This window comes from Rhodococcus sovatensis (assembly GCF_037327425.1).
Lineage (GTDB): Bacteria > Actinomycetota > Actinomycetes > Mycobacteriales > Mycobacteriaceae > Rhodococcoides > Rhodococcoides sovatense.
In genome coordinates, this window is sequence record NZ_CP147846.1 from 1,484,067 (window position 1) to 1,506,559 (window position 22,493).

Below are 22,493 nucleotides of genomic sequence, written 5' to 3' on the forward strand. Positions count from 1 at the left end.
AAATCAGCGAATCGGTGATCAGTAACTGTGTTCGGGGCCTGGAAATACCCCGCTGCGCACCTCGGCGAGGTAGCTCGATGCCGCGCTGCGGAGCTCGTCCCCGACGTTCCCGAACTTTTTGACGAACTTGGCCGTCTTGCCATTGGTGTAGCCGGCCATGTCCTGCCACACGAGTACTTGAGCGTCGGTCTCGTTGCCCGCGCCGATGCCCACCGTCGGGATGGTGAGCTTGCGGCTGACCTGACCCGCGACGTCGGCGGGGACCATCTCCATGACGACGGAGAATGCGCCCGCCTCCTGGACTGCAATCGCATCGGCGATCAGCTGTTCGGAGCCATCACCGCGTCCCTGTACGCGGAACCCGCCGAGGCCGTTGACGCTCTGTGGGGTGAAGCCGATATGGGCCATCACCGGTATGCCAGCGGCCGTGATCGCCGCGATCTGATCGGCTACGCGCTCACCGCCTTCGAGCTTGACCGCGTTGGCCAGGCCTTCCTTCATGAAGCGCATCGCCGTCGCCAGGGCCTGCTGCGGCGACGCCTCGTAAGTGCCGAACGGAAGGTCGGCGACGACGAGGGCGTTGGGAGCTCCGCGAACCACACCTCGGACGAGCGGAAGCAACTCGTCGATCGTGATGGGAACCGTGGTGTCGTAGCCGTACACCACATTGGCAGCAGAGTCGCCGACGAGAAGGACCGGGATGCCGGCCTCTTCGAAGATGCGCGCGCTCGAGTAGTCGTACGCCGTGAGCATCGCCCACCGCTCACCCTCGGCTTTCATCTGCGCCAGATGGTGTGTGCGGGTCTTACGGGTCAGGCCGGATACCGATGAATCGGAGGCTCCGTAAATCGTGTTGTCGGACATCTTTGTCCCTTTCGGTTCCTCGAGGCCCGCTCGGCGGGTACCCGGGATGGGGTTGATGACATCCGCCAGTGTGCCACCTGCAGAAGCGGCCGACGAAGAGACTGAGACGTGCAATACGTCACACCTCGGTGGGTGCCTGTCTCCAGCGGTTGGTGATCGGCATCCGGCGGTCTCGCCCGAACGCCCGAGAGGTGATCTTGGTCCCGATAGGGTATTGCCGCCTCTTGTACTCCGCAGCGTCGACCTTGCCGATGATCTCGGCGACGCGGGTGCGCTCGTACCCGGCCGAGACGATGTCGGTCAGACCTTGGTCGCAGTCCACGTAGCGAAACAGCACGGCGTCGAGTTCTTCGTAATCGGGTAGGGAGTCGGTGTCGAGTTGGCCGGGGCGCAGCTCGGCCGAGGGTGGCTTGTCGATGCTGCCCTCGGGTATGGGCGGGACCTCACCGCGCTCGACGGAAGCCTTGTTTCGCCACCGAGCCAGATCCCAGACGAGTGACTTCGGGACGTCCTTGATCGGAGCGAACCCACCGACTGCATCCCCGTATATCGTCGAATACCCCACTGCCAGTTCGGATTTGTTGCCCGTCGCCAGGACGAGATGTCCGGCTGCGTTGGACAGGGCCATCAGTGTCATGCCCCGACATCTGGCTTGGATGTTCTCTTCGGCGAGGCCGGCCAGAGTCAGCTGCCCGACGAACACGCCCACCATGTCCGCGATCGGCTCGCTGCGGTAGTGAATTCCGGTTCTCTGCGCCATTTCGGCTGCATCGCTTCGCGAATGATCCGAGGAGTACTGCGACGGCATCGACACCGCGTAGACCGCATCGCTGCCGAGTGCGTCGACGGCGATGGAGGCGACGACAGCAGAATCTATTCCACCGGACAGGCCGAGAATCACCGTCGCGAACCCGTTCTTGTGAACGTAGTCCCGCAGACCTGTCACGAGTGCACTCCACACCTGTTCCTCGTCGGACATCAACGGCGCAACCGATCCCTCCAAACGGTCGTACCCACGTATTAGCAGGTCCGGCAGGGTGCGGCGGTGCACCGTCCAGCCGTCGATCGACGCCGTGTCCTCGCGACGGGCCTCGGGCATGTCGATGTCGAGGCACAGCAGGTGTTCGGTGAACTCGGGTGACCGGCCGAGCAAGGTCCCGTCTGCCGCGACGACCATGCTGCCGCCGTCGAAGACCAGTTCGTCCTGCGCACCGACGAGATTCGCGTACACGATCGGCACGCCGGACTCGGCCGCACGACGCTCCACGACAGATCGTCGAACAGCGCTCTTGCCCTGCTCGTACGGGCTGGCATTGAGGCACAGCAAGGCATCGACACCGGCGGCGGTGTAGGCGGGAACCGGCCCTCCCGGTTGCCAGATGTCCTCGCACACAACCAGCCCCAGCCGGAAGCCGTTGACCTCGGTGATGCTCAGGCGAGACCCGGGTGCGAAATATCTGAGCTCGTCGAACACCCGATAGGTGGGGAGCGCGTGCTTGTCGTATCGGGACACGACCTCGCCCCTGAACAGCACCGCTGCACTGTTGCGCGAGCCCGTCCGGTCGCGGTCGAGGTAGCCGACGACGACGGCGAGGTCGCCACAGCCGGCTCGGTCCAGATCGACGGCGAGATCGCCGAGCGCCTCCCTGGATGCCACAGCGAACGATGGTCGAAGGGCCAAATCTTCGACGGGGTACCCGGTTGTCGCCATTTCGGGGAACAGCACCACGTGGGCGCCTTCCTGCGCCGCACGGGACGCCCACGACACGATCAACGCGGCATTCCCGACGAGATCGCCGACTGTGGGGTTGATCTGGGCAAGGGCGACTCGCAGAACCTGCACGCACCGAAGCCTAATGCGGTGGGAGCGGGTTTGCTTCCCGTAAGAATCCGACGCCGTCTGGTTCTGGCACGATCGTTGGTTATGAGGTCGATCCGTTTCGAGTCGAAGTCGAAAGCCCGCACCGGCGCGCTCGTCGCCGCAGTGCTGATGTTGTCGGCTGGGTGCGGTACCGGCGAGACATCTCAGGGCGTACCCCAACCGGAACCGAGCAGTTCTTTCGAACCGGGGGCAGGCGTCGTGCCGGAAGGGCTCGCGGACTTCTACACTCAGGAACCGGTCTGGGATTCGTGCGAGTCGTACGACACCGACGGCACCGTTCTCGGCAGCTCGGTCCAATGCGCAAAGATCACCGTTCCCCTCGACTACGACGATCCCGCCGGCGACACCGCCCAGATCGCGATCTCGCGCGTACAGGCGTCCGGCGACAAGATCGGTTCGGTTCTGTTCAACCCGGGTGGCCCAGGTGTGTCCGGCCTCTACACGGCGACGCAAGCAGATGGGTCTGCCGTCGCCGAGCGGTTCGACCGCATCGGATTCGATCCGCGAGGCATAGGGGCGTCGACCCCAGCCGTGCGATGCCTGACGACCGAGGAAGTCGACACCGAGCGTCGTGAGCCGGACGTCGACGTCTCGCCGGAAGGCATCGCCGCGAAGGAGGCGGAGCAGCAGGACTACGCCGCCAAGTGTGCGAGCCGCAACGGAACCGAGGTTCTCGAACATGTCGGGACCCGAGAGGTCGTCCGGGACATGGATGTCATCCGATCGGTGCTCGGAGACAGCACGCTCACCTACGTCGGATACTCCTACGGCACCCGCATCGGCACCACCTACGCCGAGACCTTCCCCGCCAACGTGCGTGCGATGGTCCTCGACGGGGCGCTCGACCCCGAGCAGACTCCGGTCGACGAGGCCGTCGATCAGGGTGCCGCGTTCCAGGCGGCGTTCGACGAGTTCGCCGAGTCCTGCAGCGAGTCGGACGCCTGTGCACTCGGCGACGACCCGACGACCGCCACCGTGCGATTCCGGGAGCTCGTCGATCCGTTGATCGATCGGCCAGCGGAGACCACCGACCCCCGTGGCCTGAGTTACGACGACGCGCTGACGGGAGTGCAGCAGGCGCTGTACTCGCAGAGCCTGTGGCGAGTACTCGGTGTCGGTCTCACCGAGTTGACCGAGGGCCGAGGAGACACTCTGCTTCGACTCGCAGATCTCTACACCGGCCGTCTCGACGACGGCACCTACTCGAACCTCGACGATGCCTTCAATGCGATCCGTTGTGTCGACGATCCACCGACGACCGATCGTGCCGAGGCCGGCGAGGCAGACCGACGCTACCGTGAGGCGGCGCCGTTCCTCGACGACGGTCGTGGGACCGGCAATGCGCCTCTCGACCTGTGCGCGTTCTGGCCCGTTCCCAATACCGGCAATCCTCATACGATCGCAGTGAGCGGACTGCCCAAGCTGGTGGTGGTGTCGACGACCTTCGACCCGGCGACGCCCTATCAGGCCGGTGTCGAGCTGGCGCGTCAGCTGGACGCAGACCTGATTACATTCGACGGAACACAGCACACGGTCGCGTTCTCCGGTGAGCAGTGCATCGACGACCCGTTGGTCGACTATCTCGTCGATCTCGTCCCGCCAGGTAACGATTTGGTTTGTTGAGCAACTTCACACGGGTGTTTTCCCAGGTGAGAGTTCTCGGAAGTGAGACCGAATTCACGATGTAACACAGATTTAACGCAGTTTGCTTAGTCTCGCGGACATGGATCGTCAAAAGGAATTCGTGCTCCGGACACTCGAGGAGCGTGACATTCGCTTCGTCCGCTTGTGGTTCACCGATGTTCTGGGTTACCTGAAATCGGTCGCAATCGCACCAGCGGAGCTCGAGGGCGCGTTCGACGAGGGGATCGGTTTCGACGGAAGTGCGATCGAGGGTTTCGCGCGCGTATCCGAGGCCGACACCGTAGCCAAGCCCGATCCGTCGACCTTCCAAATTCTGCCGTGGTCCACCAGCAAGGGACACCAGCACTCGGCGCGCATGTTCTGCGATATCGCGATGCCGGACGGTTCGCCGTCCTGGGCGGACTCGCGCCACGTGCTGCGTCGTCAGCTCAGCAAGGCCGCCGATCTGGGGTTCAGTTGCTACGTGCATCCCGAGATCGAGTTCTTCCTCCTCAAGGACAGCCCGGAAGACGGTTCGCCGCCCACGCCCGCCGACAACGGTGGCTACTTCGACCAGGCAGTGCACGACTCCGCCCCGAACTTCCGCCGGCACGCCATCGACGCGCTCGAGTCGATGGGCATTTCCGTCGAGTTCAGCCACCACGAGGCTGCGCCCGGACAGCAGGAGATCGACCTTCGGTACGCCGACGCGCTGTCGATGGCCGACAACATCATGACGTTCCGCTATGTCGTGAAGGAGGTCGCGATCGAGGAAGGCGTGCGCGCAACGTTCATGCCCAAGCCGTTCAGCGACCAGGCCGGATCGGCGATGCACACGCACATGAGCCTGTTCGAGGGCGACGCCAACGCCTTCCACAATCCGGACGATCCAATGCAGCTCTCGGAGACTGGCAAGTCGTTCATCGCGGGCATTCTCGAGCATGCCAACGAGATCAGTGCCGTGACGAATCAGTGGGTCAACTCCTACAAGCGCCTCGTGCGCGGGGGCGAGGCACCTACTGCGGCTTCGTGGGGACCGGCTAACCGATCGGCTCTGATCCGGGTACCGATGTACACCCCGAACAAGGCGTCGTCTCGTCGCGTCGAGATCCGTAGCCCTGACTCCGCGTGCAACCCGTACCTGGCGTTCTCCGTACTGCTCGCCGCGGGTCTGCGCGGCATCGAGAAGGGCTACGCATTGCCTCCGGAAGCGGAGGAGGACGTGTGGGCGCTCACCTCGGCCGAGCGCCGCGCGATGGGGTACAAGGAGCTTCCGGGAAACCTGGACCAGGCGCTCAACGCGATGGAGAACTCGGAACTGGTGGCCGAGGCGCTCGGTGAGCACGTGTTCGACTTCTTCCTGCGCAACAAGCGCCGCGAGTGGGAGGAATACCGCAGCCACGTCACCCCGTACGAACTCAAGGCCTACTTGGGTCTTTAGAAAACTTCGGGCTCGTAATTTCGGGAGCCGGGGATGCGTTAGGTTCTACTTCGTTCGGTACTAGCCTTTTGGGAGTTCTGAAGGGCAATCCCCACCGCTACGAGGTGAATCTGTGTCACGCCAGAGTCGAGGTGTTCGCTGATGGTGCGTCCACCCACGTCACGTTCCGTCATCCCCGGGGCCGGTCGATTGGGCCTGGTAGAGCCGTCTGCGCCAGCCGACCTGCAGAAACTCGGCTGGGTCGACGAGGACAGCCTCGAATTGCTGTGGTCGTTGTCGCGCGCGGCCAACGCAGACCTCGCGTTGCGGACCGTCGTTCGTCTCGATGATGCGCTCGGCGACGGTTATGCCGAACTCGATGCCGCGTTGCGTTCGGACAAGGGCCTACGCGGTCGACTGTTCGGTCTGTGCGGGGCGTCGAGCGCTCTGGCCGACCATCTGGTGTCCGACCCGCAAGCGTGGCGGAAGCTTCGCACCCCCGAGGGCACACAGTCGGGCAATAACGGACGAGCCGAACTGCCGAGCAAGGATCAACTCACCAAGGAACTTCTCGACGCGGTTCAGGCGGTACCGGAGACCGGTGAGAATGCGTCACCGAACCTGTATCGCGCCGGAATCATCGGTCCGGAAGCGGTTGTCGCGCTGCGTAAGACATACCGCGACCAGGTGATGGTGCTCGCCGCCGCCGACCTCGCGGCCACCGTCGAGAACGAGCCGGTGCTGCCGTATCAATTGGTGGGAACGCAGCTGTCCGACATGGCCGACGCCGCCCTGACGGCCGCGCTCGCTGTCGCGGTTGCAACAGCCTGTCCGGACAAGCCGTGCCCGACGCGTCTCGCGGTCATCGCGATGGGCAAGTGCGGTGCGCGCGAGCTGAACTACGTCTCCGACGTCGACGTCGTGTTCGTTGCCGAGCCTGCGGACTCGGTTGCCAGCCGCATCGCGGGCGAGATGATGCGAATCGGATCCTCGGCCTTCTTCGAGGTCGACGCGGCTCTGCGCCCTGAAGGCAAACGCGGCGAACTGGTTCGCACCCTCGATTCCCACATTGCGTACTACAAGCGATGGGCCAAGACCTGGGAATTCCAGGCGCTGCTGAAGGCTCGCCCGATGACGGGTGATCTGGAACTCGGGCACGACTATGTCGCGGCCCTCAACCCGATGGTCTGGCTCGCGTCGCAGCGTGAGGATTTCGTCCCCGAGGTCCGTGCGATGCGTCGCCGTGTCGAAGAGATGGTTCCCACCGAGCTGCGTGAGCGAGAGATCAAACTGGGTCGCGGCAGTTTGCGTGACGTCGAATTCGCGGTGCAGTTACTGCAACTCGTGCACGGTCGAACCGATGAGTCTCTCCGCGTGCTCGGCACTGTCGACGCACTGTCCGCACTCACCGCGGGTGGATACATCGGCCGCGACGACGCGGCGAATCTGACGGCCTCGTACGAATTCCTCCGCCTCATCGAGCACCGCCTGCAGTTGCAGCGGATGAAGCGCACCCATACCCTCCCGCCGCCGGACGACGAAGAAGCTCTGCGATGGCTCGCCAGGGCTGCGCATATGCGTCCCGACGGCAACCGGGATGCTCTCGGGGTCCTGAACGCCGAGATCAAGCGAAACGCGCAGAGAATCCGCCGACTTCACGCGAAGCTCTTCTACCGGCCATTGCTCGATTCTGTGGTTCGGTTCGATTCCGACACGGTCCGGCTCACCCCTGATGCTGCTGTTCGGCAGCTCGCGGCGCTCGGCTTCGCCACTCCGCAGAACGCGCTCGGTCACCTTCGCGCACTCGTCGGTGGTGGTGCGCGCCGGGGTCAGATTCAGGCGGTGCTGCTTCCGACGCTGCTCGAATGGCTGGCCGACACACCGGATCCCGATGCCGGTCTCCTCAACTATCGACGACTGTCCGAGGCGGCGGTCGATCAGACGTGGTTCCTGCGGACGCTACGCGACGAAGGAGCAGTCGCCCAGCGCCTGATGATCGTTCTGGGATCGTCGGCATACGTACCCGACTTGCTGATCAAGGCACCCGAGGTGATCCGTCTCTTCGCGGACGGTCCCACGGGCCCGAGGCTGCTCGACGTCGAGCCCGAGGAGACGTACCGCGCGATCCTGTCGTCGTCCGCACGGTACGAGGATCCAGTGCGTGCCATCAACGCTGCCCGCGCGCTTCGGCGTCACGAACTGGCGCGGGTTGCATCTGCCGACATCCTCGGAATGCTGGACGTTCCCCAGGTGTGTCGTGCGTTGTCCTCGGTGTGGGCTGCGGTCATCAATGCGGCACTCGATGCCGCGATCCGTTCCAGCGTCGCCGAGCGCGGCGAACCTGCACCCGCGACCTTGGCCGTCATCGGTATGGGCCGACTCGGCGGAGGGGAACTCGGCTACGGTAGCGACGCCGACGTGTTGTTCGTCTGCGAACCGGTCGAGGGCATCGACGACAGCGTTGCAGTCAAGTGGGCCAACGGTATTGCCGACCGTATTCGGAAGCTGCTGGGCGCGCCGAGTACCGATCCACCGCTCGAAGTCGACACCGGTTTACGGCCGGAAGGACGCAACGGCCCGGTCGTTCGCACCCTCGCCTCCTACGAGGCGTACTACGCGCAGTGGGCTCAGGCATGGGAGGTGCAGGCGTTGCTGCGCGCGCATCAGGTTGCGGGCGACCAGGACCTGGGAATTCGATTCCTGCTGATGGCGGACAAGGTGCGCTATCCCGAGGGCGGTGTCTCGGTCGAATCGGTCCGCGAAATTCGCCGCATCAAGGCTCGGATCGATTCCGAACGGTTGCCCAAAGGCGCCGATCCTGCGACGCACACCAAGCTCGGTCGCGGTGGTCTCGCCGACATCGAGTGGACTGTGCAGCTGATTCAGCTTCGTCACGCGCACGATGTTCTGTCCTTGCACAACACCTCGACCCTGCAGAGCTTGGACGCTATTGGCGCTGCCGAGCTGATGAGCGAGACCGACGTCGAACTGCTTCGCGAGGCATGGATTCTGGCCACCAAGGCGCGCAACGCCCTCGTATTGGTTCGCGGGAAGCCGACCGATCAGCTGCCGCGTCCGGGGCACGTGCTGTCGGCAGTGGCGAAGGTCGCCGGTTGGGAGAATGCGGACGCGGGTGAATTCCTCGACAACTACCTGCGGGTGACGCGTCGAGCAAAGGCTGTGGTGGAGAGGACTTTCGGGGCCTGAATGTGACCGATGGCGTCGGCCGTGCGTAAACCGAGAGCAGTGCTCTTGACTCGTCGCACGAAGGGGTGCATACTCATTTCGAGAGCAGTGCTCTCGTACCCCTTCTTGAAAGGCCTATGCCATGTCCGATCGCCACATTGTCGTCGGGGCGGGTCCCGTCGGCACGAACGTTGCCCGCATGCTCGCCGATCGTGGATCCGAGGTGGTTGTCGTCACCCGACGGGGAACGACAATCGAGTCGTCGTCTCGTCGGATCGAGTCCGTCGCCCTCGACGCTTCCGACGACGCCGCTCTGAGTCGACTCACTGAAGGTGCTGTAGCCCTTTACAATTGCGCGAATCCCTCGGACTACACGACGTGGGAGGACGTGTGGCCACCGATTGCACGGTCATTACGTCTCGCGGCGGAACGTAGTGGTGCCGTCCTCGCCGTCGTCGGGTGCCTCTACCCCTACGGACCTGTCTCCGGCGGTCGCATGGTCGAAGGGATGCCCGACGCTGCCACTGACCACAAGGGTGTTCTCCGTGCTCGAATGTGGGCCGATCTGAAGCACGCGCACGACGCGGGAACCCTTCGGGCGGTCGAGGTGCGGGCCTCGGACTATGTGGGCATCGGTGTCGGTGCCAACGGCCATGTCACCCGCGTTCTGCCGGGCGCCCTGCAGGGCAAGACCGCGTGGGTAGTCGACGCGAAGGATCAGCCGCACTCGTTCACCGATGTACTCGACGAAGCGCGGGCACTGATCGCTGTTGCCGATCGCCCGGAGACGTGGGGTCGCATCTGGCATGCGCCGACCAACGCACCGCGCACACTCGAGCAAGCCATCAGCGATACGCTCGCGTCGGTCGGAAAGCCCCCTGTCCGCGTGATGACTGTTCCCCGCGTTCTTACTCGTGGCCTCGGACTCGTCGTGCCGATGGTGCGCGAACTGAACGAGTTGTCCTACCAACGGACGTCGCCTTACATCCTCGACTCGTCGTTCAGCGAAAGAGAACTCGGGCTCACGCCATCGCCATGGGACGAGATATGCCGGCGCACCGCGACGGTGTGAATCGTGCCAGGTCGTGACCTGCCGACCCGGTTACTCGGCGGTGACGAAACCTTCGGAGACCATCCAGTCGCGTGCCACCTCGGCCGGTTCTCGGCCCTCGACGTCGACTTGTCGATTCAGTTCGGTCATGACCTCGTCGGTGAGCCTCGCAGAGATCGGTGCCATCACCTCGGCGACCTCGGGGTGCGCGTCGGCGAACTCCTTCTTCATGATCAACGCAGGGTTGTACTTGGGGAAGAACGCTCGATCGTCTTCCAACAACACGAGATCCAAGGCGATGATGCGGCCGTCGGTCGTGAAGACCTCGCCGAACTTGCACTGTGTTCCGTCGGCTGTGGCCTGGTAGATGATTCCGGTCTGCAAGATCTGTCGAGGCACCGCAGCCGGATCGAATTCGTATTTCGCCGCCATCCCCGGGTATCCGTCCTGGCGGACGTTGAACTCCGTCTCCACACATGTCGTGGCTGCCGAAGGATCGGTTTGCACCAGACGTGCGTAGTCGGACAGGGTCTTCACGCCGGTCTGTTCGGCCGTCTGCCGATTCATCGCAATTGCGTAGGTGTTGTTCATGGGAGCCGGAACTGCCCACACCATGTCGTTCGCCTCGAGATCGGCATCCCGGACCGCCTCGTACTGTTCCTGAGAGTCCGGCAGCGGGGTCTCGTTGCCTAGGTAGTTGATCCATCCCGTGCCGGTGTACTCGTAGGTGAGATCGATCTGGCCGTCGAGTTGAGCGTCCCGAGTGCTGTTGGAACCCTGAATGTTGGTGAGATCTCGAACGTCTGCGCCAGCAGCTGTCATCGCGAACTCGATGATGTAGCCGAGCGTGATCTGTTCGGTGAAGTCCTTCGAACCTACCGTGATCCGAACGCCGTCGAGTTCGGGTACGGGCTCGATGCTGCCAGGACCGACGGACAGTGGCACTGCGCCGCCGGATTCGAGACCGCATCCGGCGAGCACCGCCGCCGACAGGGCAAGGGCGAACAGCCGTCGGGCGAACGTCTGTCGGGCAGGGGCTTTCATCGGAGCCCCTTCGGTCCGAGGAACTGCTCGGCGAGAGCGCCGAGCCAGTCGATGAACAGAGCGAGCGACACAGCCAGCACAGCGCCGACCACCAACGTCACGTTGTCTCGTAGCTTGTAGCCGGTGTCGATCAGAATTCCCAGCCCTCCGGCGCTGACCAGAAAGCACAGCGTCGCCGTTCCGACTGCCAGCACCAGCGACGTGCGCAAGCCGGCAAGGATGTACGGGACCGCCATTGGGAACTCGACTTTCCGCAGCACCGTCATCGCCGACATGCCCTGCCCGCGGCCTGCGTCGATCAAGCTCCTGTCCACTTCTTGGTAGCCGAGAATCGTATTGCGCAGCACCGGTAGCAGCGAATAGAACGCAATTGGAAGAACACCGATCCAGAACCCGGTTTGCCGTGTCGCAAGATAGAACAGCACGAGGAGACCGATCGCTGGTGCGGCGGCCCCGATATTGGCGATGCCGACGAAGACAGGCGCCAGTCTGGTGTAACCCGGTCTGGTCAGCAGTGTTCCCAGCGGAACGGCAATGATCACGACGATTACGACGACGGCGGCCGTCAGCAGTACGTGCTGCCACGTCAACGTCGCGATATTGGACATGCTGATGCTGCCTTGCTGCGTTGCGGTGAGCTCACGGTTGAACGCCCAGATCAGCACGCCCGCAACAAGAATTACGACAATGGCCGGCTGGACCAGTAACCGCATCCGCTCGGCGCGTTTGGCCGCGCCGCGTTCGGATGCACCCTGATCCGGCACTGCCTCCATGTCGGGTGTCTCGATGTCGGGCACCCCGGTGGGCGACGGCTTTTCGGAGGTGGTCATGCCGGCGCCTTGTCGGAATCGCTGTCGCTGTCGTCATGATCGTGCGCGTGTGCTTCCCTCATCTTCTGGAGATGTCCCACGAGGGTGTCGATCGAGATCAGCCCGACATACTCGCCGCGACTACCGGTGACGACGGTGGACGCGGTGCTCTCGGCGAGAAGGGCTTCCAGACCGTCCTGCAAGGTTGACTGGATCGACACGAGCTCACCGATGGGGACTCCGAGCCCGCGGAGCGTCGACGCGGTTGCAAGATGACCGGGGGAGACCCACCGCAGCGGGCGGCTTCGATCGTCGAGGATCAAACCCCACTGCCACTTACGCGAGGCGATCTTCGAGCGGATCTCGTCCACCGGATCGCTCTCCTTCGCAGTAGGACACTGCAGCAGGCGGACGTCGCGAATCCTAGTGAGCGTCAACTGCTTCAGCGACGCGTCCGCACCCACGAAGCCGGCCACCGTGTCGTTCGCTGGATTGGCAAGGATTGCTTCGGGAGTGTCGTACTGCATGATCGAGGATCGATCGCCCAGCACCGCGATTCGATCACCGAGCTTCACGGCCTCGTTGAAGTCGTGCGTGACGAAGACGATGGTCTTTCCGAGTTCGGACTGCAGCCGCATCAGCTCGTCCTGCAGCAGTCCGCGGGTGATGGGGTCGACCGCGCCGAAGGGCTCGTCCATGAGCAGAACCGGGGGATCGGCCGCGAGTGCGCGGGCAACTCCGACGCGTTGTTGCTGTCCGCCGGACAGTTGCCGGGGATAGCGGTTTCGGTAGGTATCGGGGTCGAGTCCGACGAGGTCGAGCATCTCGTCGGTGCGGGCGGCGATCCGCTTCTTGTCCCACCCGATCAGTCCGGGAACGGTGCCGACGTTCTTTGCGATCGTCAGGTGTGGGAAGAGTCCTGCCTGTTGGATCGAGTAGCCGATTCCGCGCCGCAGTTCGTCGGGATCGATGGACAGTGCGTCCTTGCCGCCGATCGTGATCTTCCCCGAGGAGGGTTCGATCAACCGGTTGATCATCCGCATCGTGGTCGTCTTGCCACAGCCCGACGGACCGACGAACACCACGGTCTCGCCTGCGGGCACCGTCAGGGACACGTTGTCGACCGCAGCGTCCTTCTGCCCCGGATAGCGTTTGCTGACGGAGTCGAGCACGATGTCGACTCCGGAAACGTTCTGGTTGCGTACAGGTTCAGTCACGGATACCCCTCGAGGTTGTGAGACGGCCGACGAGGACGAGGATGCCGTCGACGATGAGAGCGAGGACGACGATGAGCACGGTGCCGACGAGCGCCTGCGGGACGGCGTTGGGGCTGCCGACCCTGGACAGACCGGAGAAGATGAGATTGCCGAGTCCGGGGCCCTTCGCGTACGCGGCGATTGCGAGGATGCCGAAGATCATCTGGGTACTCACGCGCATGCCGGCGAGAATCGACGGCCATGCGAGCGGCATTTCGATCCTGGTGAGGATCTTCACCCGGTTCAAGCCGATGCCCTTGGCTGCGTCGGTGACGGCGGGGTCCACCGATGCGAGACCGATGATGGTGTTTCGGATGATCGGAAGTAGCGCGTACAGCACCAATGCGGTGATGGTCGGGGCCACGCCCAGTCCGAGAATCGGAATCAGCAAGCCCAGCAGAGCGAACGAAGGGATCGTCAGTATCGTGCTGGCCAGCGCGGTGGCAATCGCCGAGCCGGCGGGGGAGCGGTAGACGAGAATTCCGATGACGATCGCGAAGATCGTGGCGATGATGATCGACTGCACGACCGCGGACACGTGGAGATAAGAGTCCGTGAGTAGCTGTTGTCGCCGGACCGAGACAAAGCTCCAGAGTGCGTCCATTGCGGGTAAACCCACCCTCTTCCCGAGTACGGCTTCCGACTGCGCGCGCAGACCGACAGCTTGAGAGTGGCTGACTTGGCGGAGAAGTAAACCCCTTTTCGTGAATTTCGTTGCCTGCTGTACACAACTTTCGGTGGGTCGACCGGCCACCCCATCGCTTGAATGGTCCATCCATACGCGTAGATAGCTGCGGTGCGACATGCAAGCGAAGTGGGGATACGCACGAACGAGCCCACCCGTGCCGCGTGGAAAACTGCGGCTCGGATGGGCTCGTTCGTTGGTACTGCTGGAGCTACCAGCGATATGTACCGATCACACGTCGTAGTAGAGCTGGAACTCGTACGGGTGCGGACGGAGGTTGACCGGAGCGATTTCCTGCTCGCGCTTGAGCGAGATCCAGGTCTCGATGAGGTCGGTTGTGAAGACGCCACCCTCGGTGAGGTACTCGTGGTCGGCTTCGAGGCGATCGATCACGGCGTCGAGCGAGGTCGGAGCCTGAGGAATGTTCTTGGCCTCCTCGGGCGGCAACTCGTAGAGGTCCTTGTCGACCGGAGCCTGCGGCTCGATCTTGTTCTTGATTCCGTCCAGGCCTGCCATCATCTGGGCAGCGAAGTTCAGGTACGGGTTGCCCGAGCTGTCCGGCGCGCGGAATTCGAGGCGCTTGGCCTTCGGGTTGTTGCCGGTGATCGGGATACGCACTGCCGCAGAGCGGTTGCGCTGGCTGTAGACGAGGTTGATGGGGGCCTCGTAGCCCGGCACCAGACGGTGGTACGAGTTGATCGTCGGGTTGGTGAACGCCAACAGTGACGGTGCGTGGTGCAGGATGCCGCCGATGTAGTGGCGGGCCAGATCCGACAGTCCGGCGTATCCGGCTTCGTCGTGGAAGAGTGGCTTGCCGTCCTTCCACAGCGACTGGTGGACGTGCATGCCCGAGCCGTTGTCACCGAAGAGTGGCTTCGGCATGAAGGTGGCGGACTTGCCTGCCTTCCATGCTGTGTTCTTGACGATGTACTTGAACAGCTGCAGATCATCTGCAGCGGCAAGCAGCGTGTTGAACTTGTAGTTGATCTCCTGCTGTCCGCCGGTGCCGACCTCGTGATGGCCACGCTCGAGCTCGAAGCCTGCGTTCTGCAGGTTCGTAGAGATCTCATCACGCAGGTCTACGTAGTGGTCGTACGGTGCGACGGGGAAGTATCCACCCTTGGGGCGGACCTTGTAGCCGAGGTTGGGGCTGCCGTCTGCGTTGGCCTCGACACCGGTGTTCCAGGAACCCGAGATGGAGTCGAGCTCGTAGAACGCGCTGTTGATGCCGGAGTCGTAGCGAACCGAGTCGAAGATGTAGAACTCGGCCTCGGCGCCGAAAAACGCGGTGTCGGCAATGCCGGTGGACACCAGGTATTCCTCGGCCTTGCGAGCCACGTTGCGCGGGTCGCGGCTGTAGGACTCGCGAGTGAACGGATCGTGGACGAAGAAGTTGACGTTGAGGGTCTTCGCGGCGCGGAACGGGTCGACCTGCGCGGTCGTCACGTCGGGCAGGAGCATCATGTCCGACTCGTGAATGGACTGGAACCCGCGGACGGACGAACCGTCGAATGCAAGGCCGTCTTCGAAGACATCCTGCGTGAACGCAGACGCCGGGATCGAGAAGTGCTGCTGAATGCCGGGGAGATCCGTGAATCGGATATCCACGTATTCGATATTCTCGTCGGCGATGAACTTGATGACCTCTTCGGCCGTGGTGAAAGCCACGCTGTTACTCCTTTGTTGAGTCCGTCGACCTGCACGTTATGGACTTGGTGTTGCCCGCCAGTCAAGGCTGTGTTTCGCCCGTGTTACACGTCGTGCGTTATGCACACAGCCGTCGAGCGACGGCATGTCCGATTCGCGATGCGATACGAATGTGCCGTGCTCTTCCGCACACACTACGGTGACGACTTCGCGACGGGTGGACGTCGGCGCCTATCCTGGTGTCCATGGCACGAATGACAGGCTCCTGGTTGTCCGGACCGAACTCTGCCTTGCCGGAGGACGGCACGGAGCAGAACTTTCCCGGTGAGCGACTAGGGCTGCCGTCGAACGGTCCAGGCGCATTGGCCGGTCTCGGCCGGCGCACCGGTGCGCTGGTGGTCGACTGGTTGATGTCGATGGGAATTTCGGCATTGATCGTCAGCGTGACCGGAACTCAAATGTCGATGTCGACCATCACGTTGCTCGTGTGGTTCGTACTCGGAGTCGGGACCGTTACCGTCTTTTCGTTCACGCCGGGTCAGCTGATCGCCGGAATCCAGGTGGCGCGGGTCGACGCCCAGGCGCGAGTCGGATTCGTCCGGGCGCTCGTCCGCACATTCTTTCTCATGTTCGTCGTCCCGGCCGTGATCTCGGACCAGGATGGCCGCGGGATGCACGACCGGGCGACGGGAACCGCGATGGTGCGCGGACGCTGACCCGCGCGCCGGTCGTCGTCCTGCGACCGATCAGCGACGCCTGATGGTGCGCTGAACGCCCTTCATCTTTGCTCCACCGGGGATCGGCCCCTTCGGCATTGCCGGACCGCCCTTCGTGCCCAGTGCTGCCAGGCGCGATTCGATGGTGTCCATGCGCTTGGTGTCGATGTTGTTCGGCAGCTTGGTCAGGTACTTCTGCAGACCGGACAGCGGGATCTGGTTGTCACCGTTTCCGATCACGATGTCGTAGATCGGGGTGTCGCCGACGAGCCTGGCAGTCTTCTTCTTCTCCTGCGCGAGAAGAGCCTTCACGCGCTGAGGTGCGCCCTCGGCGATGAGGATCACACCGGGCTTGCCGATGACACGATGAACCGCATCGAGCTGGGTGGTCCCGGCGACGGCATTGCTCACTCGCCAGGATCCGCGCAGGTTGTCCAGTGCCCAGGCTGCGGCGCCTGCCTGGCCGTCGGCCTTCTTGTACACCGACTTCTGCACTCGGCGTCCGAAGATGATGAACGCGACGAGCACACCGATCAAGAGACCGAAGGGCAACAAGAACCACTCGACTCCGAAGATCAGGCCGATCAGGAACGCAACGAGCGTGATCCCGACGATGGCACCGATCATCAGCGGGAGAAGCAGCTTGTCTTCTTTCCGCTGCATCTGGAACGCCTGCCACAGCTGGCCGCGACGTTCCTTGGATGCCTTCTTGCGCGCAGCCTTTGCTGCTGCTTTTGCCTCTTTGCTGGGCTTGCCTGCTTTGCCTGCTTTGCCCGCTTTACTGCCGTTCGCCATGCTTCACAGGATACGGCCCGTGTCGACCGTGATCTGCACCGCGCCGGAAGTGACTCAGCGAGCAGCCAACCGAGCCATCAAGGAACTGGCTTCCTGCGACGCCTCGCCGCCTTCGACCAAGTGAGCCATGCTCTCCGGCAGCACCCGTCCGTGATGCGCCATTGCCTGCGCGTACAGCCGACCGGCTCGGTAGGACGAACGGACCAACGGCCCGGCAAGCACGCCTGCGAAACCGACCTCGGTGGCGTAGTCGGAGTGCTCGACGAACTCCTCGGGCTTGACCCAGCGCTCGACCGGATGATGGCGAGGAGACGGACGAAGGTACTGAGTGATGGTAAGGATGTCGCAGCCTGCCTCGTGCAGGTCGCGGATCGCTTCCTGAACCTCTTCCGGGGTCTCGCCCATTCCGAGGATGAGGTTGGACTTGGTGACGAGGCCGTCGTCACGCGCAGCGGTTATGACATCCATCGAACGCTGGTAGCGGAATGCGGGTCGGATCCGCTTGAAGATCCGAGGAACGGTCTCGACGTTGTGCGCGAGTACCTCGGGCCGAGAGGAGAACACCTCGGCAAGCTGATCCGGCTTGGCGTTGAAGTCGGGGATCAGGAGTTCGACACCAGTGTTCGGGTTGAGCCTCTTGATGTACCGCACGGTCTCTGCATAGAGCCACGCACCGCCGTCTTCGAGGTCGTCACGTGCCACGCCGGTGATGGTGGAGTAGCGCAAGCCCATAGCCTGAACGCTCTCCGCAACACGACGGGGCTCGTCACGGTCGAGATCTTCGGGTTTGCCCGTGTCGATCTGGCAGAAATCGCAGCGGCGGGTGCACTGCTCACCGCCGATCAGGAAGGTCGCCTCGCGGTCTTCCCAGCATTCGTAGATGTTGGGGCAGCCAGCTTCCTCACACACGGTGTGCAAGCCTTCGCGCTTCACAAGACCCTTGAGCTCGGTGTATTCGGGGCCCATCTTTGCCTTGGTCTTGATCCAGCTGGGCTTGCGTTCGATCGGGGTCTCCGCGTTTCGGATCTCGAGGCGAAGTAGTTTGCGTCCGGGTGGGGCGAGCGCAGCGTCGGGGGGTGTTTTTGGGGCCACAGTCACAATTTCGATGCTACGCGCCGAACTTCATCGTCGTGAACTGCGGGCTACTCGCTGCTTTTACCACGTCCACACGCGCAACCGGGTGATCGGCGACTTCGAGGCTGCCGTCGAGTGCGGCCTCGACAGCGGACACGACAGCCGGAATCACCTCCGCGACCGTGACATCGCGATCGAGCTCGCTCGACAGTGAGGTGACCCCTGCATCGGCGATCCCACACGGGACGATTGCATCGAATCCGGACGTCGAAGAATTGCAGTTCAACGAGAAGCCGTGCAGCGTCACTCCGCGCTGGACGCGGACGCCTATCGCTGCGATCTTGCGTTCGGGGACCGTCGCGCCGTTCTTCGTACCGGCGGCGAGCCATACGCCCGACCTGCCGTCGATACGACCGCAGTCGATGCCGAGATCGGTGCACACCGCGATCAACGCTTCCTCGATTCGCCGCACATAGCGCACCACGTCGATCGGTTGCGCCAGCTTCACGATGGGGTATCCGACAAGTTGGCCGGGACCGTGCCAGGTGATCTTGCCACCACGATCGACCTCGATGACCGGTGTTCCGTCCGTCGGGCGATCCTCGGGGGACGTGCGTCGCCCAGCGGTGTACACGGAAGGATGCTCGAGAAGTAGAAGTGTGTCTCGGCCTCTGCCGTCGGCGCGCATGTCGGCGAGCTCTCGCTGACGGTCCAGAGCTTCCAGGTAGTCGATCGAACCGATCTCCTGGACGTCGATCGGATCAGAACTCTCCCGAGCAGAGATTCCAGCAGTGTCCATAGGTGACGACGTTACGCCAGGCGTTGCACGGCTCGGCAACGTCAGTTCCCGACTACCGCCCGCAGTGCCTCACCGACGGTGTGATGCGTGAACGCGAAGCCGGTGTCTTCCAAGACCTTGGGTATCGCCCGTGGCCCGGTCAGAACCGCTTCTTCGGCGAACTCACCGATGACCAACTTGAGAGCGAATCCAGGTACGACCCACGGTGCAGGACGTTTGATTGCACGAGCGAATGCACTGTTGAACTGTGCGTAGGTGACCGGAGCCGGACCCACCATGTTCACGGGACCGCGCACGGTGTCGTTTTCCAACCCGTGGACTATCGCGCCGATCTCGTCGTCGAGTGAGATCCACGGGAAGTACTGACGCCCACTCCCGAGGCGGCCCCCGAGACACAGCAGGTACAGCGGGCGCAGCTTGTCCATCATTCCGCCGCGACGAGACAACACGACGCCGCTGCGCAATAGAACTGTGCGCACTCCAGCCTCGCTCGCCGCCGTCGTCGCACCTTCCCAATCGCGGCACACCTCAGCGAGGAAACCTGCACCGACGCCGTCCGATTCGTCGACGACTCGGTCACCGGTGTCCCCGTAGAAGTTGACGCCGCTGGCGTTGACGAGCGTCGGAACGCCGAACTTCACACATGCGTCGGCCAGTACCTCGGTCGGAGTGATGCGGCTGTCGCGAACCTGCTGCTTGTACGCACCCGACCATCGTTTGTCACCGATTCCGACTCCGCACAGGTTCACCACAGCATCGGCCGAGCGCAACGCTTTTTCGTCGATGCTGCCGTTCGGTGGATCCCATCGGAATTCGTCGGGGCCCGCCGGCGCACGGCGTACGAGCCTCGACACCTCATGGCCCTTGCCTCGCAGCGACGCTACGAGCGAGGTACCGATCAACCCTGAAGAACCTGCAATCACGACGCGCATGACTTCTTGACGCCCCTCCTCGACACTTACGGGGCACCACCCGCGATGCGAATGGTGCCCCGACTGTGTGTTACTCCCCGTACGTTCGGGGACCGATCAAGCTTTCGGCTCTGACTTCACGATACAGACGACGCCGACTGCGTGCCTTTTCAGATACCCAGATCCGCTTCGAACGACGCTTCTTCCAGTCGCTGCTTGATGGTGGTGAGGAAGCGGCCCGCGTCCGCGCCGTCGACGAGACGGTGGTCGTAGGTGAGCGGCAGGTAGACCATCGATCGAACGCCGATGGACTCGTTGCCTGCGGAATCCTTGACCACGACCGGGCGCTTGACGATTGCACCCGTTCCCAGCATTGCCGCCTGCGGCGGAACCAGGATCGGGGTGTCGAACAGTGCGCCCTGGCTGCCGATGTTGGTGATGGTGAAGGTGCCACCGGACAGTTCGTCGGGCTTGAGCCCACCGGTTCGCGCACGTGACGCGATGTCGGCGATCGCGCGAGCCAGTCCGGCGAGCGACAGGTCGCCTGCGTTGTGGATGACAGGGGAGAGCAGCCCTTGTTCCGTGTCCACGGCGATACCGAGGTGGACGTCGGCGTGGTAGGTGATCTCCTTCTTGTCCTCGTCGATGCTCGCGTTGACGTTCGGGTGCGCCTTGAGGGCCTCCACCACCGCTTTTGCGAAGAACGGCAAGTACGTCAGGTTGACGCCCTCGTTCTTGGCGAACGTCGACTTCGCCTTTGTACGCAATGCCGCGATCGTGGTGACGTCGACCTCGAAGGTCTGCGTGAGCTGTGCAGACGTCTGCAGCGACTCACGGGTCTTCTTCGCGGTGATCTGACGAATGCGGTTGATCTTCTGGGTCGTACCACGCAGGTGCGCGAGTTCCGGCCGTACACCGGCAGACGCAGAAGCTGCGGGAGCTGCCGCTGCGGGAGCGGCCGGAGCTGCTGCCGGAGCCTTCTTGGCCTCGGCGGCGGCGAGTACGTCCTGCTTCCGAACGCGTCCACCGACGCCGGTTCCCTTGACCGTCGACAGATCGACGTCGTTGTCCGCGGCGAGCTTGCGGACGAGGGGGGTGACGTACGGGGTCGCGTCGCCCGACGGAGCCTTGGGAGCTTCCTGCTTGGGAGCTGCCTTCGGTGCTTCTGCCTTCGGTGATTCCTTGGGCTTTTCGGCCTTCGGTGCTTCCTTGGGTTCAGGTGCGGGAGCGGGCTTCTCGGGCTCGGGAGCGGGCTTCTCGGGCTCGGGTGCCTTTTCGGGCTCCGGTGCCTTTTCGGCGGGAGCACCGGACCCGATCACGGCCAGCTGGCCGCCGATCTCGACGGTGTCGTCTTCCTCGGCAGTGATCTCGAGGAGCGTGCCGGCGACAGGCGACGGAATCTCCGTGTCGACCTTGTCGGTGGAGACCTCGAGCAGAGGCTCGTCGACTGCGACCTCGTCGCCGACTGCCTTGAGCCAGCGGGTGACAGTTCCCTCGGTGACCGACTCGCCCAGTTCCGGCATCGTGACCGGTGTTCCGGAACCGCTGGAGTCCGACTTCGCAGCCGGCGCTTCCTGCTTCGGTGCTTCCTCTTCGGCCTGCGGCTCAGGCTCGGCCGCCGGGACCGGCTCTTCCTCGGTGCTCGGTTCTTCCTCGGCGGGGGCTTCCTCGGCGGCGGGTGCAGATGCTTCGCCTGCTTCACCGATCTGGCCGAGTTCCCCACCGATTTCGACGGTGTCGTCTTCCTGAGCCACGATCTTCGTCAGAACGCCAGCAGCGGGGGAAGGGATTTCGGTATCGACCTTGTCCGTCGATACTTCGAGCAACGGTTCGTCGACCTCGACGGTGTCGCCCTCCTGCTTGAGCCACCTCGTGACAGTTCCCTCGGTGACACTCTCACCAAGAGCTGGCATCTGGACGGAGAAGGCCATGTCTGTTGACTCCTCGACAGTTGTATGCGGGTAAATTCAGTTCTTACGACTTGTGGTCGTAGACCATTGTGCTGGCGTTGCTGGGTTCGCGGACGATACTTGCGTTAATTGCGGCCATCAGCGCTGCGGACGTCCGGGGTCGGGCGTCCGAACCGCGTGCGGAAATACGAGCGCTCGACGATGGTCGGCTGAATCCAGCTGGCACGTCGGCGCCCTTCTTTCATGGTCGGCAATCGTTCTCGACAACGAGAGAGTTGAACCCTCTACCGTCATCCTTCCATCCCGCGGGTGAGCGCGTTCCCCGAGGGCGCTGACGCCGCTGGCAAACTGGTGAGTAACACGGGGTGCGCGAACAGCGAAGTCAGTGAGACGCATCGATGACAGGAGTGAGCGCAGTGGGGTTGTTCGATCGCTTCGCACGACGCGGTGGCAAAGGTAGACGTGCCAAAGAGGGGTCGACGGCGCAGTATCTCGCCGACTGGACAGTGGCACGGATCGGGGTCGAGGCATACGTCGAACCGAAGACCACAGTGACCCCTGTCACAGTGGTTCTCGTTGCGAACGACGGTGAGTGGACTCGGCGCGCCGTCGACGAACGGGACCTGAGAAAACTCGGTCCCGACCTGAAGATTCCCGTCTACGACGTCCGAAAGACGCGCTACCCGCAGCGAATGCGCGACTACGACGCTCGCCAGAAGATCCTCAAACGTCGTGCGGCCGAATAACGGCTCCGCCGCAGTGTCCGAATAGCGGCTCCGCCGCAGTGGCACGGTTGAGTGCACTCCAGTGCACTCAACCGT

General features: G+C 63.4%; 18 protein-coding genes. 6 read left to right on the forward strand and 12 right to left on the reverse strand.

Annotated features, from left to right (window positions below; translation table 11 throughout):
• Positions 1 to 18: 18 nt before the first annotated feature.
• The gene (gene panB / locus WDS16_RS06970; protein WP_338891528.1) at positions 19 to 864 is read right to left on the reverse strand and encodes a 3-methyl-2-oxobutanoate hydroxymethyltransferase; all 846 of its coding nucleotides are present in this window, start codon (positions 862 to 864) and stop codon (positions 19 to 21) included.
• A gap of 118 nt (positions 865 to 982) precedes the next feature.
• Positions 983 to 2,707, reverse strand: a complete 1,725-nt coding sequence (locus WDS16_RS06975; protein WP_338891530.1) for an NAD+ synthase — start codon at positions 2,705 to 2,707, stop codon at positions 983 to 985.
• An 81-nt stretch (positions 2,708 to 2,788) separates the two neighbouring features.
• On the opposite strand from WDS16_RS06975, the gene WDS16_RS06980 reads away from it, so the two are divergent.
• The 4 genes from WDS16_RS06980 (at position 2,789) to WDS16_RS06995 (ending at position 10,047) form a co-directional block, all read left to right on the forward strand.
• Positions 2,789 to 4,369 (forward strand): alpha/beta hydrolase, encoded by a 1,581-nt coding sequence (locus WDS16_RS06980; protein ID WP_338891531.1) that lies wholly within the window; start codon positions 2,789 to 2,791, stop codon positions 4,367 to 4,369.
• A gap of 100 nt (positions 4,370 to 4,469) precedes the next feature.
• Positions 4,470 to 5,810 carry a type I glutamate--ammonia ligase gene (gene glnA, locus WDS16_RS06985; RefSeq protein ID WP_338891533.1) on the forward strand — a complete coding sequence of 447 codons (1,341 nt, stop codon included), beginning with the start codon at positions 4,470 to 4,472 and terminating at the stop codon, positions 5,808 to 5,810.
• A gap of 141 nt (positions 5,811 to 5,951) precedes the next feature.
• A complete protein-coding gene (locus tag WDS16_RS06990; protein ID WP_338891535.1) occupies positions 5,952 to 8,996 on the forward strand; it encodes a bifunctional [glutamine synthetase] adenylyltransferase/[glutamine synthetase]-adenylyl-L-tyrosine phosphorylase in 3,045 nt (1,014 codons plus the stop codon).
• A gap of 121 nt (positions 8,997 to 9,117) precedes the next feature.
• Positions 9,118 to 10,047, forward strand: a complete 930-nt coding sequence (locus WDS16_RS06995) for an NAD-dependent epimerase/dehydratase family protein (protein ID WP_338891537.1) — start codon at positions 9,118 to 9,120, stop codon at positions 10,045 to 10,047.
• A 30-nt stretch (positions 10,048 to 10,077) separates the two neighbouring features.
• Here the strand turns inward: WDS16_RS06995 and WDS16_RS07000 are convergent, their stop codons facing one another.
• From WDS16_RS07000 to glnA (WDS16_RS07020), 5 genes are all read right to left on the reverse strand, one after another.
• The gene (locus WDS16_RS07000; protein WP_338891539.1) at positions 10,078 to 11,070 is read right to left on the reverse strand and encodes a glycine betaine ABC transporter substrate-binding protein; all 993 of its coding nucleotides are present in this window, start codon (positions 11,068 to 11,070) and stop codon (positions 10,078 to 10,080) included.
• Positions 11,067 to 11,843: an ABC transporter permease gene (locus tag WDS16_RS07005; protein WP_338893272.1), complete on the reverse strand. Its 777-nt coding sequence runs from the start codon at positions 11,841 to 11,843 to the stop codon at positions 11,067 to 11,069. The genes WDS16_RS07000 and WDS16_RS07005 overlap by 4 nt, the downstream gene beginning before the upstream one ends.
• A 53-nt stretch (positions 11,844 to 11,896) precedes the next feature.
• Entirely contained in the window at positions 11,897 to 13,096 is a 1,200-nt protein-coding gene (locus WDS16_RS07010) for an ABC transporter ATP-binding protein (RefSeq protein ID WP_338891540.1), read from the reverse strand.
• Positions 13,089 to 13,739, reverse strand: a complete 651-nt coding sequence (locus tag WDS16_RS07015) for an ABC transporter permease (protein ID WP_338891541.1) — start codon at positions 13,737 to 13,739, stop codon at positions 13,089 to 13,091. The genes WDS16_RS07010 and WDS16_RS07015 overlap by 8 nt, the downstream gene beginning before the upstream one ends.
• Positions 13,740 to 14,051: 312 nt before the next feature.
• A complete protein-coding gene (glnA, locus tag WDS16_RS07020) occupies positions 14,052 to 15,488 on the reverse strand; it encodes a type I glutamate--ammonia ligase (RefSeq protein ID WP_068381061.1) in 1,437 nt (478 codons plus the stop codon).
• A 224-nt stretch (positions 15,489 to 15,712) separates the two neighbouring features.
• On the opposite strand from glnA (WDS16_RS07020), the gene WDS16_RS07025 reads away from it, so the two are divergent.
• A complete protein-coding gene (locus WDS16_RS07025; protein WP_338891547.1) occupies positions 15,713 to 16,183 on the forward strand; it encodes an RDD family protein in 471 nt (156 codons plus the stop codon).
• 30 nt (positions 16,184 to 16,213) lie between these two features.
• Here the strand turns inward: WDS16_RS07025 and WDS16_RS07030 are convergent, their stop codons facing one another.
• From WDS16_RS07030 to sucB, 5 genes are all read right to left on the reverse strand, one after another.
• The gene (locus WDS16_RS07030; protein WP_338891549.1) at positions 16,214 to 16,978 is read right to left on the reverse strand and encodes a DUF4191 domain-containing protein; all 765 of its coding nucleotides are present in this window, start codon (positions 16,976 to 16,978) and stop codon (positions 16,214 to 16,216) included.
• 54 nt (positions 16,979 to 17,032) lie between these two features.
• Complete coding sequence (lipA, locus tag WDS16_RS07035; protein WP_422395762.1) at positions 17,033 to 18,076, reverse strand: lipoyl synthase; 1,044 nt, start codon at positions 18,074 to 18,076, stop codon at positions 17,033 to 17,035.
• 10 nt (positions 18,077 to 18,086) lie between these two features.
• The gene (gene lipB / locus WDS16_RS07040) at positions 18,087 to 18,851 is read right to left on the reverse strand and encodes a lipoyl(octanoyl) transferase LipB (RefSeq protein WP_338891551.1); all 765 of its coding nucleotides are present in this window, start codon (positions 18,849 to 18,851) and stop codon (positions 18,087 to 18,089) included.
• A gap of 41 nt (positions 18,852 to 18,892) precedes the next feature.
• A complete protein-coding gene (locus WDS16_RS07045) occupies positions 18,893 to 19,783 on the reverse strand; it encodes a TIGR01777 family oxidoreductase (protein ID WP_338891553.1) in 891 nt (296 codons plus the stop codon).
• 149 nt (positions 19,784 to 19,932) lie between these two features.
• Entirely contained in the window at positions 19,933 to 21,693 is a 1,761-nt protein-coding gene (gene sucB / locus WDS16_RS07050) for a 2-oxoglutarate dehydrogenase, E2 component, dihydrolipoamide succinyltransferase (protein WP_338891555.1), read from the reverse strand.
• Between the two features lie 395 nt (positions 21,694 to 22,088).
• On the opposite strand from sucB, the gene WDS16_RS07055 reads away from it, so the two are divergent.
• Positions 22,089 to 22,418, forward strand: coding sequence for an oxidoreductase (locus tag WDS16_RS07055; protein WP_068381032.1), 330 nt, complete (start codon positions 22,089 to 22,091; stop codon positions 22,416 to 22,418).
• Positions 22,419 to 22,493 lie beyond the last annotated feature (75 nt).

Coding starts and splice junctions, on each gene's coding strand:
- WDS16_RS07025 (WP_338891547.1), top strand. CDS start 15,713: ATGGCACGAATGACAGGCTCCTGGTTGTCCGGACCGAACTCTGCCTTG.
- WDS16_RS07005 (WP_338893272.1), bottom strand. CDS start 11,843: ATGGAGGCAGTGCCGGATCAGGGTGCATCCGAACGCGGCGCGGCCAAA.
- glnA (WP_338891533.1), top strand. CDS start 4,470: ATGGATCGTCAAAAGGAATTCGTGCTCCGGACACTCGAGGAGCGTGAC.
- sucB (WP_338891555.1), bottom strand. CDS start 21,693: ATGGCCTTCTCCGTCCAGATGCCAGCTCTTGGTGAGAGTGTCACCGAG.
- WDS16_RS07030 (WP_338891549.1), bottom strand. CDS start 16,978: ATGGCGAACGGCAGTAAAGCGGGCAAAGCAGGCAAAGCAGGCAAGCCC.
- panB (WP_338891528.1), bottom strand. CDS start 864: ATGTCCGACAACACGATTTACGGAGCCTCCGATTCATCGGTATCCGGC.
- WDS16_RS07000 (WP_338891539.1), bottom strand. CDS start 11,070: ATGAAAGCCCCTGCCCGACAGACGTTCGCCCGACGGCTGTTCGCCCTT.
- lipB (WP_338891551.1), bottom strand. CDS start 18,851: ATGGACACTGCTGGAATCTCTGCTCGGGAGAGTTCTGATCCGATCGAC.
- WDS16_RS07015 (WP_338891541.1), bottom strand. CDS start 13,739: ATGGACGCACTCTGGAGCTTTGTCTCGGTCCGGCGACAACAGCTACTC.
- WDS16_RS06990 (WP_338891535.1), top strand. CDS start 5,952: ATGGTGCGTCCACCCACGTCACGTTCCGTCATCCCCGGGGCCGGTCGA.
- WDS16_RS07045 (WP_338891553.1), bottom strand. CDS start 19,783: ATGCGCGTCGTGATTGCAGGTTCTTCAGGGTTGATCGGTACCTCGCTC.
- WDS16_RS06995 (WP_338891537.1), top strand. CDS start 9,118: ATGTCCGATCGCCACATTGTCGTCGGGGCGGGTCCCGTCGGCACGAAC.
- WDS16_RS06980 (WP_338891531.1), top strand. CDS start 2,789: ATGAGGTCGATCCGTTTCGAGTCGAAGTCGAAAGCCCGCACCGGCGCG.